The 14,264-nt window shown below is 69.9% G+C and carries 15 protein-coding genes; 6 read left to right on the top strand and 9 right to left on the bottom strand.

Annotated features, from left to right (window positions below):
- Window positions 1-59 precede the first annotated feature (59 nt).
- Window positions 60-221, bottom strand: coding sequence for an MFS transporter small subunit (locus FB384_RS16105; protein WP_183783955.1), 162 nt, complete (start codon window positions 219-221; stop codon window positions 60-62).
- Complete coding sequence (locus FB384_RS16100) at window positions 218-1,585, bottom strand: OFA family MFS transporter (protein WP_183783953.1); 1,368 nt, start codon at window positions 1,583-1,585, stop codon at window positions 218-220. The genes FB384_RS16105 and FB384_RS16100 overlap by 4 nt, the downstream gene beginning before the upstream one ends.
- Window positions 1,586-1,693: 108 nt before the next feature.
- On the opposite strand from FB384_RS16100, the gene fdhD reads away from it, so the two are divergent.
- Entirely contained in the window at window positions 1,694-2,521 is an 828-nt protein-coding gene (gene fdhD, locus FB384_RS16095) for a formate dehydrogenase accessory sulfurtransferase FdhD (RefSeq protein WP_183783951.1), read from the top strand.
- Window positions 2,508-3,374, top strand: coding sequence for an alpha/beta hydrolase (locus tag FB384_RS16090; RefSeq protein ID WP_221212756.1), 867 nt, complete (start codon window positions 2,508-2,510; stop codon window positions 3,372-3,374). Before fdhD ends, FB384_RS16090 begins: the two co-directional genes overlap by 14 nt.
- A 4-nt stretch (window positions 3,375-3,378) precedes the next feature.
- Here FB384_RS16090 and FB384_RS16085 read toward each other — a convergent pair whose 3' ends face one another.
- From FB384_RS16085 to FB384_RS16055, 7 genes are all read right to left on the bottom strand, one after another.
- Window positions 3,379-4,311 (bottom strand): anti-sigma factor RsbA family regulatory protein, encoded by a 933-nt coding sequence (locus tag FB384_RS16085; RefSeq protein ID WP_221212755.1) that lies wholly within the window; start codon window positions 4,309-4,311, stop codon window positions 3,379-3,381.
- Between the two features lie 120 nt (window positions 4,312-4,431).
- Window positions 4,432-4,737: a hypothetical protein gene (locus tag FB384_RS16080; protein ID WP_183783949.1), complete on the bottom strand. Its 306-nt coding sequence runs from the start codon at window positions 4,735-4,737 to the stop codon at window positions 4,432-4,434.
- Between the two features lie 80 nt (window positions 4,738-4,817).
- Complete coding sequence (gene clpX, locus FB384_RS16075; RefSeq protein ID WP_183783947.1) at window positions 4,818-6,113, bottom strand: ATP-dependent Clp protease ATP-binding subunit ClpX; 1,296 nt, start codon at window positions 6,111-6,113, stop codon at window positions 4,818-4,820.
- Window positions 6,114-6,356: 243 nt separating this feature from the next.
- Window positions 6,357-6,986, bottom strand: coding sequence for an ATP-dependent Clp protease proteolytic subunit (locus FB384_RS16070; protein WP_183783945.1), 630 nt, complete (start codon window positions 6,984-6,986; stop codon window positions 6,357-6,359).
- Window positions 6,987-7,011: 25 nt separating this feature from the next.
- Window positions 7,012-7,623 (bottom strand): ClpP family protease, encoded by a 612-nt coding sequence (locus FB384_RS16065; protein WP_183783943.1) that lies wholly within the window; start codon window positions 7,621-7,623, stop codon window positions 7,012-7,014.
- A 108-nt stretch (window positions 7,624-7,731) separates the two neighbouring features.
- Window positions 7,732-9,147 carry a trigger factor gene (tig, locus tag FB384_RS16060; protein WP_183783941.1) on the bottom strand — a complete coding sequence of 472 codons (1,416 nt, stop codon included), beginning with the start codon at window positions 9,145-9,147 and terminating at the stop codon, window positions 7,732-7,734.
- A gap of 223 nt (window positions 9,148-9,370) precedes the next feature.
- Window positions 9,371-9,829 (bottom strand): DUF3040 domain-containing protein, encoded by a 459-nt coding sequence (locus FB384_RS16055; RefSeq protein ID WP_183783939.1) that lies wholly within the window; start codon window positions 9,827-9,829, stop codon window positions 9,371-9,373.
- 314 nt (window positions 9,830-10,143) lie between these two features.
- On the opposite strand from FB384_RS16055, the gene FB384_RS16050 reads away from it, so the two are divergent.
- The 4 genes from FB384_RS16050 to FB384_RS16035 are packed head-to-tail and all read left to right on the top strand — an operon-like array spanning window position 10,144 to window position 14,253.
- The gene (locus tag FB384_RS16050) at window positions 10,144-11,226 is read left to right on the top strand and encodes a sensor histidine kinase (protein ID WP_183783937.1); all 1,083 of its coding nucleotides are present in this window, start codon (window positions 10,144-10,146) and stop codon (window positions 11,224-11,226) included.
- Window positions 11,223-12,038, top strand: a complete 816-nt coding sequence (locus FB384_RS16045; RefSeq protein WP_258936688.1) for a LytR/AlgR family response regulator transcription factor — start codon at window positions 11,223-11,225, stop codon at window positions 12,036-12,038. Before FB384_RS16050 ends, FB384_RS16045 begins: the two co-directional genes overlap by 4 nt.
- Window positions 12,035-12,472 (top strand): hypothetical protein, encoded by a 438-nt coding sequence (locus FB384_RS16040; RefSeq protein WP_183783935.1) that lies wholly within the window; start codon window positions 12,035-12,037, stop codon window positions 12,470-12,472. The genes FB384_RS16045 and FB384_RS16040 overlap by 4 nt, the downstream gene beginning before the upstream one ends.
- Window positions 12,469-14,253, top strand: coding sequence for a sodium/solute symporter (locus tag FB384_RS16035; RefSeq protein WP_183783933.1), 1,785 nt, complete (start codon window positions 12,469-12,471; stop codon window positions 14,251-14,253). Before FB384_RS16040 ends, FB384_RS16035 begins: the two co-directional genes overlap by 4 nt.
- Window positions 14,254-14,264: the final 11 nt, after the last annotated feature.

Below are 14,264 nucleotides of genomic sequence, written 5' to 3'. Positions count from 1 at the left end.
ACGCGGACGTAAAACCACCCGGCCGCTGTAATCGGACATCCGCGGCCGAACACGCCCCGTCAAGCGCCGAAGAGCTGCACCAGTTTCCGCGCCAGTTCGAAGGCGCCGTACGCGAACGGCAGCCCGACCCACAGCCACGCGAGCACCAGCAGCCCCCTGCGGCGCTCGGCCACGGGACTCGTCGCGCTGCCGCCCGGTTCCTCGCTCCGCTGTTCTGTCATCGCCCCTCCTTCGCGGGATCGCCGGCCGTGGCCCCCTCGGATCCACCGACGCCCGGTTCATGGAACCGGGGATGCACCGGCCGGACGAACTCGTTCGCCACGAACCCGACGATCAGCAGGCCCATCATGATCAGCAGCGACATGCCGTACAGGTCCGGCCCCTGCTTGCCGGCGGCCTCCTGGCTGTCGGCGATGGCGTTGACGATCAGCGGGCCGAGCACGCCAGCCGTCGACCACGCCGTCAGCAGCCTGCCGTGGATCGCACCGACCTCGTAGGTACCGAACAGGTCCTTCAGGTACGCCGGGATGGTGGCGAACCCGCCGCCGTAGAACGACAGGATGAGTGCCGCGCACAGCACGAACACCAGCGTCGAGGAGTTCGTCGTCAACGCGATCGCCAGGTACAGCAGCGCACCAACGCCCAGGTACATCCGGTAGATGTTCTTGCGGCCCACGACGTCCGATGTGGAAGACCACACGAAGCGGCCGAGCATGTTCGTCAGCGACAGCAGCCCGACGAACCCGGCCGCAGCCGCCGCGCTCACCGGCATCGCCGTGTCGCGGAAGAACTCGGTGATCATGGGCGAGGCCTTCTCGAGGATGCCGATGCCCGCGGTCACGTTGAGACAGAGGATGAGCCAGAGCAGCCAGAACTGCGGCGTGCGCAGCGCGTTGTTGGCCGAAACCGCGATCGTGCGGCCACCGGCCTGCTCCACCGGGGTCCCCGGTGGGGTCCAGTCCGGTGCCGGTACCCGCACCAGAACGACCCCGAGACCCATGAATCCGAAATAGACGACGCCGTGCACCAGCATCGTGGTCGCGATACCGCCGCTGCCCGTGCCGAACCATTCCAGCATCTGGGCCGACCACGGCGACGCGATCAGTGCGCCCCCGCCGAAGCCCATGATCGCGATGCCGGTCGCCATGCCCGGCCGGTCCGGGAACCACTTGATCAGAGTCGACACCGGCGAGATGTACCCGATACCCAGGCCGACACCACCGACGACGCCGTACCCCAGCACGACCAGCCAGAACTGCTCCGTGGCCACGCCGAGCGCCGAGATCAAAAAGCCCGAGGAGAAGCACGTCATCGAGACGAACATCGCCCAGCGCGGCCCGTTGCGCTCGACGAGCGTGCCGCCGAACGCCGCCGACAGCCCCAGCATCACGATGGCCAGCTGGAACGGCAGCGCGCTCTGCGTGCCGCTCAGCCCCAGGGACCCCTCGAGCGGCGGCTTGAACACACTCCACGCGTAGACTTGCCCGATCGCCAGATGCACCGCCAGGGCCGCGGGCGGGACGAGCCAGCGGCTCCAGTCCGGCGGTGCGACGGTCCGCGAACGGTCGAGAAAGCTGAGGGCCACTCGCTCACTCTCCTACTCTGGAGTCACGGTGCTCGCGTCACCGTAGGCCACCCGGCCGCGACGCGGCACCCCCGAACCACCGAAACCACGTCTGGAGTGGACGCACCGATGGGCCGAGTGACGGTACGCAGGCCGGTACGCATGCTCACCTCGAACGGCGAGCGCACGCGCCCGGACGCGCTCGCTGCCGAGGAACCCCTTGAACTGCGCGTGGCGGGCGCTCCCCTCGCCGTCACCATGCGCACGCCCGGCAACGACGTCGAACTGGCACACGGGTTCCTGCTGTCCGAAGGCGTCATCGGCGACCGTGAGGACGTCCTGACCGCCCGGTACTGCGCGGGAACCGACGACGACGGCCGCAACACCTACAACGTCCTCGACGTCGCGCTCTCCCCCGGTGTCCCCGGGCCCGAGCCCGGTGTGGAGCGCAACTTCTACACGACGTCGTCGTGCGGGGTGTGCGGCAAGGCAGCGCTCGACGCCGTGCGACTCAGTACGCGGTTCTCCCCCGCCGAGGCCGATTTCCCCGTCACGCCGGAGATGCTGTCGGCACTGCCCGACGCGCTGCGGGAGCGGCAGAAGGTCTTCGCCAGCACCGGCGGGCTGCACGCCGCGGCGCTGTTCACCGCCGACGGGACGCTGCTTGACGTGCGGGAGGACGTCGGCAGGCACAACGCCGTCGACAAGGTCCTCGGCAAGGCGCTGCTCGACGGATCCATTCCCGCCGCCGACCGGGGCCTGCTCGTGTCCGGGCGTGCCTCGTTCGAGTTGGTGCAGAAGGCCGCGATGGCGGGTATCCCCCTGTTGGCCGCCGTCTCCGCTCCGTCCTCGCTGGCCGTGGAGCTGGCCGCCGAACAGGGCATGACACTCGTCGGCTTCCTGCGGGGATCCAGCATGAACGTCTACACCGGGGGCGATCGCGTTGCCGAGACCTGACCGCCGCTCGGTGGTGCTCGGCGGCACCGCGGTCCTGGCCACGGCAGGGCTCGCGGCGCTCACGGGGTCATCGACGGCCCGCCGGTCGGCGACCGCGACCGCCCCCGACATCCGCTCCGAAGTGGTGTTCTCCCGAGCCCGCGGGCAGCCGGTCAATCTCGTGCTCATGCTGCCGGGCCGGCTCCCTGACCGCGGGCTGCCAATGGTGGCGGTGCTGCATGCCCGGGGTGGCACGGCGCGCGCGGCCACCCCGAACGGGATGGTGCGGTACCTCGCGCAAGCCGTCGCGGTGGGCGACGTGCCCCCGTTCGGCCTGGCGGCGGTCGACGGCGGCCCGTACGCCTACTGGCACGAGTCCACCCCTGGCGACGACCCCATGGCGATGCTGCTCGACGAGCTGCCCGTCTGGCTCGCCGCTCGCGGCCTCGGCGGCCCGTCCGGACGGCCGTTCGCGGTGGCCGGTACGTCGATGGGCGGGTTCGGCGCACTCGTGTACACCCGCAGGCGCCGCGAACGCGGGGACCCGCTCGCCGCGACCGGTGTGATCGCCCCGGCGCTGCTGACCAAGTGGGACGAGATGAGCGAACGCGAGGCGTTCCGCGACCGCCGGGCATGGGCGGCACTCGATCCGCTGCGGCACCCCGACTCGCTCGGTGACACACCGATCGGTGTGTGGTGCGGCACGTCGGATCCGTTCGTGGCCGGGACCCGCCGGTTCGTGCGGCGTGTGCACCCCGAGGTCGCGCACTTCAGCGACGGCGGCCATACCGGGAACTTCTACACCTCGGCCGTGCCCGGGCTCGTCTCGTTCCTCGGCAGATACGCTCCCGGGCAGGCCGAGCCCCGCGTCTGAGGCGCTACCGGTCGAACCACACGCGCGTGGCGGTGTGGCCCGCGCCGCGGTAGGTCCGCACGAGATCGGCGAGCCGGTTCACCAGCAACAGCCCCCGCCCGCCGAGCTGCTCGGCAGGCACGGGGAGCCGGCCGGCGAACGGGTCGGTGTGGCTGCCCGCGTCGTCGACCTGGCACACGACCGCTCCGGTCGGGGCGTCCTGCCACACACACAGCGTTCCCGAGCCGCCCCCGTGCTGCACGCTGTTCGCGGCGAGCTCGCCGATGACGAGCGCGATGTCGGGCAGCCGGTCGCGATCCACGCCGTGGCATTCCGCGTGCGCGACGGCGAAGCGCCGTGCTTCGGCGAGCGTGTGCACGTCGAATCGGAGCGCCGACACCGACGACGGCACAGGCAGCGGCCGATTGCAGTCATCGATCACGGCGTTCGGATCGTAGGCGTCACTCGCGTGCCTGCCCGTCTCATCGACCAGATCCGGATGGGTCGCCAGGACGTCGTCGAGCACCGCTCGCCCCAGCCGGGACGCGTCATAGGGACAGAGGATGACCGCCGGCGTGCCCGCGAAGGCCTCGTTGATCAGCGCCTCGTGTTCGACCGCGGCGGTGTACTCGGCCGCGGAACGCTCCGGCCAGATCGGTTCGCCCACGATCCGCACCCTTCCATGGTGACTGTCGGCGAATGAGTGGAGCACCCCACTGAGGACCGCCGCCGGATTGCGACCGGCTTCAGCCATGTCGATGAACACGACGTCGGCGGCGGTGTCACCGAGGGCCTGCTCCACCGTCGCCAGCTTGTCGGTGGGCAACGCGAGTGCGACCGGCTCCTCGTTGTGAATGCCATTCGCGACGAACGCCGTGATCGCCTTCACGTAGGCGTTCTCGTCGCGGTAGAGCAAAGCCTCGTGTGAGAACTCGCCGGTGGCGAGCTCGCCCATCATGGTCACAGCGTGGCGTCCTCTTCGCGTCGGCACACCCTACCGGGAGAGGTTAGCCACGACACGGATTCGCGAAACCTCCGCGTGGACGCATCGTCGCCCGGAGTTCACATCGCCCGGGGTTCACCAGACCCGGTTGATCATGCCGAGCAGCCAGAACCCGAGCGCCACCCCACCGGCCACGACCGTCGTCCACGCGACCGCGTGGCGGTCGTCCGCGGCGGTCCGCGCCCGCCACGCCGCGGCCGACGCCCCCGCGAACGACAGCAGCGGCAACAACGGCAGCAGCGACAGGCGCGTGATCGTCGCGATCACGCACACCACCATGAACACGACCAGAAAGCCGGCGATCGCCACCTGCACCCGCGGCTGCCGCAGGCGCAGGGCCGCGACCAGACGTGCCGCCACGTCATCGGATTCGTTCACCATGTCCCCAGCTGTCCGCTGCAGCGTCGGCAACCCCCGAGTGGGCGAGCGGTGCGACGTCTTCATCAGCGGCGCCCGCCCGGTCAGGCGGACTTCTCCCCGCGCTCACCGTTACGCCGCCGGGACGGCTGCCGCGACACGATCGTCGGGTTCACGTTCTCGCGCACCGTCTGCTCGGTGATGACGACCTTCGCCACGTCCTCGCGGCTCGGGATGTCGTACATGACCGGCTGGAGCACCTCTTCCATGATCGCTCGCAGGCCCCGGGCGCCGGTTCCGCGCAGCAGTGCCTGGTCCGCGATCGCCTCGAGCGCCGTGTCGGTGAACTCGAGCTCCACGTTGTCCAGCTCGAACAGCTTCGTGTACTGCTTTGTGAGCGCGTTCCGCGGCTCGGTGAGGATCTGCACGAGCGCGGCCTTGTCCAGGTTCGTCACGCTGGCCATGACCGGAACGCGGCCAATGAACTCGGGGATCAACCCGAACTTGATCAGGTCCTCAGGCATCGTCTCGCTGAAGACGTCGCTCTGCTCGATCTCCTGCTTCGTGCGGATCTCCGCGCCGAATCCGAGCCCGCGCTTACCGACGCGTTCGTTGACGATCGCCTCGAGCCCCTGGAACGCACCGGCCACGATGAACAGCACGTTCGTCGTGTCGATCTGGATGAACTCCTGGTGCGGGTGCTTGCGGCCGCCCTGCGGCGGGACCGCCGCGGTCGTGCCCTCGAGGATCTTCAGCAGCGCCTGCTGCACGCCCTCCCCCGAGACGTCGCGGGTGATCGACGGATTCTCGGACTTGCGGGCGATCTTGTCGACCTCGTCGATGTAGATGATGCCCGTCTCGGCACGCTTGACGTCGTAGTCGGCGGCCTGGATCAGCTTGAGGAGGATGTTCTCGACGTCCTCTCCGACGTAGCCGGCCTCGGTGAGCGCCGTGGCGTCGGCGATCGCGAACGGCACGTTGAGCATTTTCGCGAGCGTCTGCGCGAGATAGGTCTTGCCGCAGCCCGTCGGGCCGAGCATGAGGATGTTCGACTTGGCGAGCTCGACCGGCTCGTCCTTCGAATCCTTGGGACCCGCCGAACCCTGCGACTGGATGCGCTTGTAGTGGTTGTACACCGCGACGGCCAGCGCGCGTTTCGCCTCGTCCTGGCCGATGATGTACTGCTCGAGGAAGTCGTGGATCTCCGCGGGCTTCGGCAGTTCGTCGAGCTTGACGTCGCCGGCCTCGGCCAGTTCCTCCTCGATGATCTCGTTGCAGAGATCGATGCACTCATCGCAGATGTAGACGCCTGGTCCGGCGATGAGCTTCTTCACCTGTTTTTGGCTCTTCCCACAGAACGAGCACTTGAGCAGGTCTCCGCCCTCGCCGATGCGTGCCATGGCCGCTGACCTCGTCCCCTCCGGTGCGTCAGGCGCACCTGACTCGTTCTCGGTGCCGCCTGGTGGACACAGTGAACAGGCGCCACGCGCTGTCTCTTGACGGTACCCGCCGGGCGGGACCGATGGGAGTCCGCCGGATCGTCCCCACTCACGTGAGGAGCGCTCGACGGCCTTCCCGACACCATAGCCCGCCGGGCGGGAACCTGTCGGGTGACGACACGCTCCCGCCCGGCGGCGGGTCGATCAGTTCGAGCCGGTGCCCTTGCGGTACGGCAGCACCTCGTCGATGATCCCGTACTCCTTGGCCTCCGCGGCCGTCAGGATCTTGTCACGTTCGACGTCCCGGCGGACCTCTTCTTCGCTCTTGTCCGTGTGCTGGGCCAGCGTCGTCTCCATGAGCCGGCGGATCCGCTGGATCTCGGCGGCCTGGATCTCCAGGTCGGACACCTGGCCGTAGGTGCCCTCGGTGGCGGGCTGGTGGATCAGCACCCGGGCGTTCGGCAGTGCGTACCGCTTGCCCTTCGTGCCCGCCGCCAGCAGCACGGCCGCGGCCGAAGCAGCCTGGCCGAGGCACACCGTGGCGATGTCGGGGCGTACGAACTGCATCGTGTCGTAGATCGCCATCAACGCGGTGAACGAGCCACCCGGCGAGTTGATGTAGATCATGATGTCCCGGTCCGGGTCCTCGTGCTCGAGGTGGAGCAGCTGGGCCATCACGTCGTTGGCCGACGCGTCGTCCACCTGCACACCCAGCATGATCTGGCGCTCTTCGTAGAGCTTGTTGTACGGGTTCGACTCCTTGATCCCGTAGCTGGTGCGCTCCACGTAGGAGGGCATCACGTACCGGGACTGAGGAAGCTGGAAGTTGCTCATCGATGGTCTCCTTCTCGGGTCCCGGTCAGTTCGAGTTCGAGCCCGGCGCGGGGTTCTCACGCGTCAGCACCTGGTCGACGAAGCCGTAGTCCAGGGCTTCCTGTGCGGTGAACCAGCGGTCGCGGTCACCGTCGGCCAGGACCTGGTCGACCGTCTGGCCCGTCTGGTCGGCCGTGATGCGCGCCAGCTCCTGCTTCCACTTGCCGAAGACCTCGGCCTGGATGGCGATGTCCGACGCCGTACCGCCGACACCGGCCGACGGCTGGTGCATGAGGATGCGCGCGTGCTCCAGCGCGTAGCGCTTGCCGGGCGTACCCGACGACAGGAGGAACTGGCCCATCGAGGCGGCCATGCCCATCGCGTACGTCGCCACGTTCGGCTCGATGAGCTGCATCGTGTCGTAGATGGCGAAACCGGCCGTGACCGAGCCACCCGGCGAGTTGATGTAGAAGCGGATGTCGGACTGCGAGTCCTCCGCCGACAGCAGCAACAGCTGCGCCGTGATGCGGTTGGCGACCTCGTCATTGACCTCGGAGCCCAGCACCACGATGCGTTCCTGGAGCAGCCGCTCGTACACCGAGTCGGTCAGGTTCAGTCCCGCGGTGCTGGTGCGCCCCTCGGGCATGTGCTGCGTCACGTCTGCCTGCCTTTTTTCGAAGTCTCAGATCTTGCAACCGACCCTAACGAACTCGGGCGGCGCAGAAGTCCTGACACCGCCCGAGTTCGCTCAGAGCATGAAGAGAAATCACTTGTCCGAGGACGTGTCCTGCTCCCCGGCCTCGGTGTCCTCCTGCGCCTCGTCCGCACCGGTCGCCGCGTCGTCGGCCTCGGCCTCCGACTCGTCCTCACCGAACAGCTCGGCCAGGTCGAGCGCCTCACCCGACTCGTCGGTCACCGTGGCGCCGCGCACGACGACCGCCAGCGCCTTGCCACGGCGGACGTCGGCGAAGATCGCGCCCAGCTGGCCCGACTGCTGGGCGCGCTGGATGTACTCGTCCGGGCTGACGCCGAAACGCTGGGCCTGGTAGATGATCCGCTCGGTCAGCTCCTGGTCGCCGACCTGGACGTCCTTCTCGTCGGCAAGCGTGTCCAGCAGCAGCTGCGTGCGAACCGACTTCTCGGCCTCGGTGCGAACCTCGTTCTCCCACGCCTCCGGGTCGCCGCCCTGGGCTTCGAGGGCCTTCTTGTAGGCCTCCTCGTCGTGGTCGTACGGGTGGATCGCCTCGTGCTTGGCGTTGTCGATCTCGCCCTGCAGCACCTTCTCCGGCACGGGCACGTCGACGCGCTCGAGCAGCTGCTCGAGCACCTTGTCGCGCGCCTCGACGCCCTGCTGCATGCGCTTCGAACGTCCGAGACGCTCGCGCAGGTCGGCCTTCAGCTCGTCGATCGTGTCGAACTCGCTGGCCAGCTGGGCGAACTCGTCGTCGGCCTCCGGCAGCTCCCGCACCTTGACGCTGCCGAGCGTGACCGTGACCTCGGCCTCCTTGCCCGCGTACTCACCGGCGAGGAGATTCGTGGTGAACGTGGCCGACTCGCCCTCGGACAGGCCGACCAACGCGTCGTCGATGCCGTCGATGAGCTGCCCGGAGCCGATCTCGTACGACAGGCCGGACGTCGAGGCCTCGGAGACCTCCTGGCCGTCGACGGTCGCGGACAGGTCGATCGAGGTGAAGTCGCCGTGGGCGGCGGGCCGGTCGACACCGGCCAGCGTGCCGAACCGCGCGCGGAGATTGTCGAGCTCCTCGCCGACCTCCTCGTCGGTGACCTCCACGTCGGACACGGTCACCGACAGGTCGTCCAGGTCCGGGATCGTGATCTCGGGACGGACGTCGACCTCGGCCGTGAACTCGAGGACGTCGCGGTCCTCGAGTTTCGTGATCTCGAACTCGGGCTGGCCGAGCGTGCGGACGTCACCGGTCTGCACGGCCTCCATGTACTTCGCCGGAATGGCCTCGTTGACGACCTCGTCGAGCACGGGGGCACGGCCGATCCTGCTCTCGAGGACGGGCGCCGGTGCCTTGCCGGGGCGGAAGCCGGGGATCCGGACCTGCTGAGCGATCTTGCTGTAGGCGCGGTCGAAGTTCGGTTTGAGCTCGTCGAACGGCACCTCGACATTGATCTTCACGCGCGTCGGGCTCAGCTGCTCGACGGTGCTCTTCAACGTTTTCTCCTAGCCGGGACAGTGGTATCGGTCGGTATTTCGGACTCATGTCGCACGCGCAGGTCCACGCCGCGTGGGCGCGCAGGCGTGCGTATGGTTCACGGGCTCGCCCACGGGCACCGCAGGTGACGATGGGGAACCGATGTCCGAGTCTAAGTCAGCGGACCTCCGGAGGCGGGGCCGCCCCTCACGGACCGTACGCGGGCCGGCGCGCGACGGGTCGTCAGTCGGTGGAGCCGGAGCCGGCATCCGGGCCGTCACCGGTGCCGCCGGCGCCGCCCTTGCGCTTGCCGAACCCGAATCCGTGGCCGAATCCGTGGCCGTTGCCGTGGCCCTCGGCGGAACGTTTGCCGGACGCACCGCCCTGCACGGAGCCGTCATCCTGTCCGTCACGGCCACCGGTGTCCAGTTTGCGCAGCCACACCCGCCAGATGACCGCGGTCGGCACCCCGGCGGCGATGATGACTCCGAGCGCCACCACGACGGGCGCGCCTGCGCCCGCACCGAGCGCGATCACGACGCCGCCGACGATGAAGAGGGCGACCAGGCCCGCGCCGATCCACAGCATCCGTGAGGTGCCGGGCCGCAGAGTGGCCAGGCGCTGGGCCAGACGTGGGTCGTCCTCGCCCAGGCGGCGTTCGATCTCGGCGAGCTGTCGCCGTTCCTCGTCACGCAGGCCCATACGGCATCACCACCTTCGATTATGGATCAGCGCGACCGTTACGGACAGTCCCAACCGGTATCGATTTCGATCCGGTCCGATACGGGTGTCCGCTCCGCCGCCGGTACTCACATGGGTCGCGGCCATTCGCTGGTCGCGGCCGCGCCTGCGGGTGCCGCTCCGCCTGGGGCACCCGGTCGGCCCGCCAGGTGCACGGGCCTTCACGCTGGGTACGCCGGGCGGCTAGATTCACGCTAGATTCACACCGTCGGTGACCCGCAACGGTGAACCGCCCAGGACATAGGACGCAGTCGTCGGCGCTACCGGGAGTTCGCATGTCCGTGCCAGCGCAGCACGAGCCCGTGGGCGGGCTCGCGTGGCCGCGCAGGCTGCGCGACCCGGCGGCGATCCTGCGGACGGCCCGGCACATCGCCGACGACCTGGTCGACGGGCTCAGCGGGCCGCGTGTCCGCTCCGCGGCCCGCGGCATCCGGCGGCTCCTCGCATCCGACGGCGTGGCTCTGTCGGACCTGTCCGGTGAGCTCACCGTCGCGGGGGCGCTCCCCCGGGACGTGGACGTCGCGGCGCTCGTCGACGACGTCCTGCACAGCGAACACCGCCGCCGCCGGGCCGAGGTCGTCGCCGAGCCGCTCGTCGTCCACGACGAGCTGGCCGGTGTGCTGGTCGTCGCGGGTACGACGCGGGTGTCGGCCTTGCGCGAGGTGAGCGGCGTCCTGGTCGCCGCCCTGGAGCGCGGCAGGCTGGAGGCGTCCGCGGAAGAGGCGGCCGAGGCCGAGCTACGGGCGTTGCGGGCAGAGATCTCGCCGCACTTCGTCTACAACGCGCTCACCGTCGTCGCCGGGCTGGTGCGCCCCGATCCGGCCCGCTCCCGCGAACTGCTGCTCGATTTCGCCGACTACATCCGCTACAGCCTCGCCGGCCACGGTGAGTACACGACCGTGGCGGACGAGTTCCACGCGATCGAGACGTATCTGGCGTTGCAGCGCGCAGTCCTCGGCGACCGGCTGAAGGTGCAGGTCCGGGTCGCACCGGAGGTACTGGCCGTCGCGATCCCGTACCTCGTGTTGCAACCGCTGGTCGAGAACGCCGTACGCCACGGCATCGAACGCCGCACCGGGGGTGGGGCCGTCCAGGTGTTGGGCGAGGCGGAAGGATCGGACTGCGTCATCACCGTCGAGGACGACGGCGCCGGCATGGACCCTCGCGATGCCGAACGTCTGCTGGCGGCGGGCGGCGCCGACACACGGGATACCGGAGGCATGGGACTGGCCAACGTGGACCGGAGACTGCGCAACGTGTACGGGCCGTGGTTCGGGCTCGTGGTGGAAACGGCCGAGGGCGAGGGCACCCGCGTCGTGGTGCGGGTGCCGCGGTTCCAACCGGGGGTCGTGCCGTGACGGTGCAGGAGACCCCGCAGCCGCTGCACACCTCGGCGCCCGGGCTCCGGGTGCTGGCGGTCGACGACGTACCCGCCGCACTGGACGACCTCTGCAGCCTGCTGCGGGAGGCACCCGAGGTCGCGTCGGTGACCGCAGCGGCCGATCCGCTCGACGCCCTGCGCTCCATCCGGGGCGGCGAGTACGACGCGGTGTTCCTGGACATCGCGATGCCCGGGCTCGACGGGATCGAGCTGGGCGAACTGCTGAGCAAGCTCGCGACGCCACCCGTGATCGTCTTCGTGACGGCCTACGACGAGCACGCGATCGCCGCGTTCGGCATCGGCGCGGTCGACTACCTGCTCAAGCCGGTGCGCGCGGAACGGCTCGCGGATGCGCTCGGCCGGGTCGCCCGGATGGCGGGCGCCGATGAGCAGCCGGCACGGCAGGCGGCGGACGCGCCGGTGCCCGACGCCATGGCCGCGCTGCCCGTCGAGGTCGCGGGCAGGACGCGGTACGTGCAGCGCAGCGAGGTGCGCTTCGCCGAGGCGCACGGTGACTACGTCCGACTGCACGCGCCGTCGGGCGTGCACCTGGTGCGCATGCCGATCTCGCGGTTGGAGGAGTACTGGGAGGGCGCCGGGTTCGTCCGGACGCACCGAGGGTTCCTCGTGGCGCTGTCGGCGGTGCGGGAGCTGCGGAGCGATTCGGTCGGCGGCGTACTGGCCCATACCGACCTGGGCGACGTTCCGGTCAGCAGGCGGCATGCCCGGCAGCTCAGGGAGCGGTTGCTCAAAGCCGCGCAGCAGGGCGAGTTCGAACGGCCGACATGACCGGTCGCCGTGTCGCCGTCACCAGTCCGCAGACCCGGCTCGCGCACGCCCGCAGGCGCTATCGCGGGCCGTGGCGGCCGACGACGCTCGATCCGGCCGAGATGCCGCGTGCGATCGCGCTGTACCGCGCCGGCCGCCGCCGTGCGATCGCTGCACTGGCGGCGCTCGGGGCGCTGATCTTCGGATTGCCGTTCGCACTGTTACTGTGGCCCGCGCTGGACGACATGCGCGTGGCGGGCGTGCCGGTGTCGTGGGCCGCGATCGTGCTGGTGCCGTTCCCGGCGATGGTCGCGATGGCGTTCTGGCAGTTGCGCCGCGCCGAGCGGGCGGAGCGCGACCTGCTCGACCCGGAGGCGCCCGCCGGCTCCGACGACGGCGGCCACGGTGACACGAGCGCCGGCCCCGGACAACCGGCGCGCGAGGGCGCCTCGTGATCGTCGCCCTCGCGGTCGCGCCGGTCGTACTGGTGACGATGCTGATCGGCCTGCGCGGTGTCGCAGCGATGCGCACCACCTCGGACTTCCTCGTCGCCTCCCGCCGCGTGTCGCCGTTGTTGAACTCCGCGGCGGTGTCCGGCGAGTACCTGTCGGCGGCCTCGTTCCTCGGTGTCGCGGGGCTGGTCGTCAAGGACGGCATCGGCTCCCTCTGGTATCCGGTCGGCTTCACGGCCGGATACATCGCGATGCTCGCCCTCGTGGCCGCCCCCATGCGCCGGTCGGGAGCGCTCACCGTGCCGGACTTCGCCGAGGCGCGGCTCGGCTCGGCCACGCTGCGCAGGCTCGCAGCGGTGGTCGTCCTCGTGATCGGTGTGCTGTACCTGGTGCCGCAGTTCCGCACGGCCGGACTCGTCCTCAGCGTCGTGACCGAGACGCCCTACTGGGTGGGCGTGGTCCTGGCGGGCGGGGTCGTCAGCGCCACCCTCGCGCTCGGCGGAATGCGGGCGGCGACGTACGTCCAGGCGTTCCAGTTCGTGTTCAAGCTGATGATGTTCATCGTGCCCGCGATGTGGCTGCTCATCCAGGCGGGACCGGACGTGCGCACCGAGGCGACACAGCCGACCGAGTTCACCCACTTCCGCGACGACACGACGGTCTCCTTCCGCGTCGGCGCGACGCTCGACGTCCCGACCGGTGTCGAGGTCGTCGGCCGCGACGGCGGTCTGCGCGAACTGGAGCCGGGCCCGTGGGAGGTGCCGCCCGGAACGACCGTCACCTTCGCCGACGGCACCCCGGTACCCGAGGTCCGCGGTGAAGCCGTGCCCGGGGCCGACGGCTGGGAGCGGCCCCTGCTCGATTTCGACGACGAGGGGTATCCGCTGCTGGGCACGTGGGCCGTGCTGATCGCGACGATGCTCGGCACGATGGGGCTGCCGCACGTGATCATGCGGTTCCACACCAGTCCCGACGGCCGCGCCGCACGCCGCACGGCCGCGTTCACCGTCGCCCTGCTGAGCGTGTTCTACCTGTTCCCCGGCATCTACGGCGTGCTCGGCCGGGTACTCGTGCCCCATCTGTACCTCACCGGTGCCACGGACAGTGCCGTCGTCGCATTGCCCGCACAGGTCGACGACGGCACGGCGGGAACGGTGTTCACCGGACTGCTCACCGCCGGCGCGTTCGCGGCGTTCCTCGCCACGTCGCTGGGACTGCTGCTCGTGGTGTCCGGGGCCATCTCCCACGACCTGGTCCCCGGCGGGCTGAGACAGCTGCGTCTGGCGGTCGTCGGCGCGGCGGCGGTGATCGTGCTGCTCGCCCTGCCCGCAGCCGCTTTCGACGCCGGAACACTGGTCACCTGGGGATTCACGGTCGCGGCTTCGACGTTCTGCCCGCTGCTGGTGCTGGGCATCTGGTGGCGCCGGCTCACGGCCGTAGGCGCGATCACCGGCGTCGCCGCAGGTCTGGTGTCCACGATCGGCTCGTTCCTGGTCAACGTCGGCGGGCCGGATCTGGACGGTTGGGTGGCGATCCTGGTCGCCCAGCCGGCACCGTGGACCGTCCCGCTCGCGTTCCTCACCATGATCGTCGTGTCGCGGCTGGGCCGGCCTGCCCCGTGGGCGACAGCCGCGATGCTGCGACTGCACCTGCACGAACACCGTCTCTCGCCGTTCGTGTCCCGCACTCAGAGCGACGGTGCCGCGCGTGACTTGGGCCACTCGTCGTGGCCCGCACGCCGCTCGTCGGCCGTTCGTCGCATCACACGCCGGTTGGGCCGCTGACCGGTTCACCC

The organism is Prauserella sediminis (genome assembly GCF_014195435.1).
Taxonomy (GTDB): Bacteria; Actinomycetota; Actinomycetes; order Mycobacteriales; family Pseudonocardiaceae; genus Prauserella; species Prauserella salsuginis.
The sequence above is the reverse complement of the archived record's forward strand: the minus strand, read 5'-3'. Positions and strand labels throughout refer to the sequence as shown.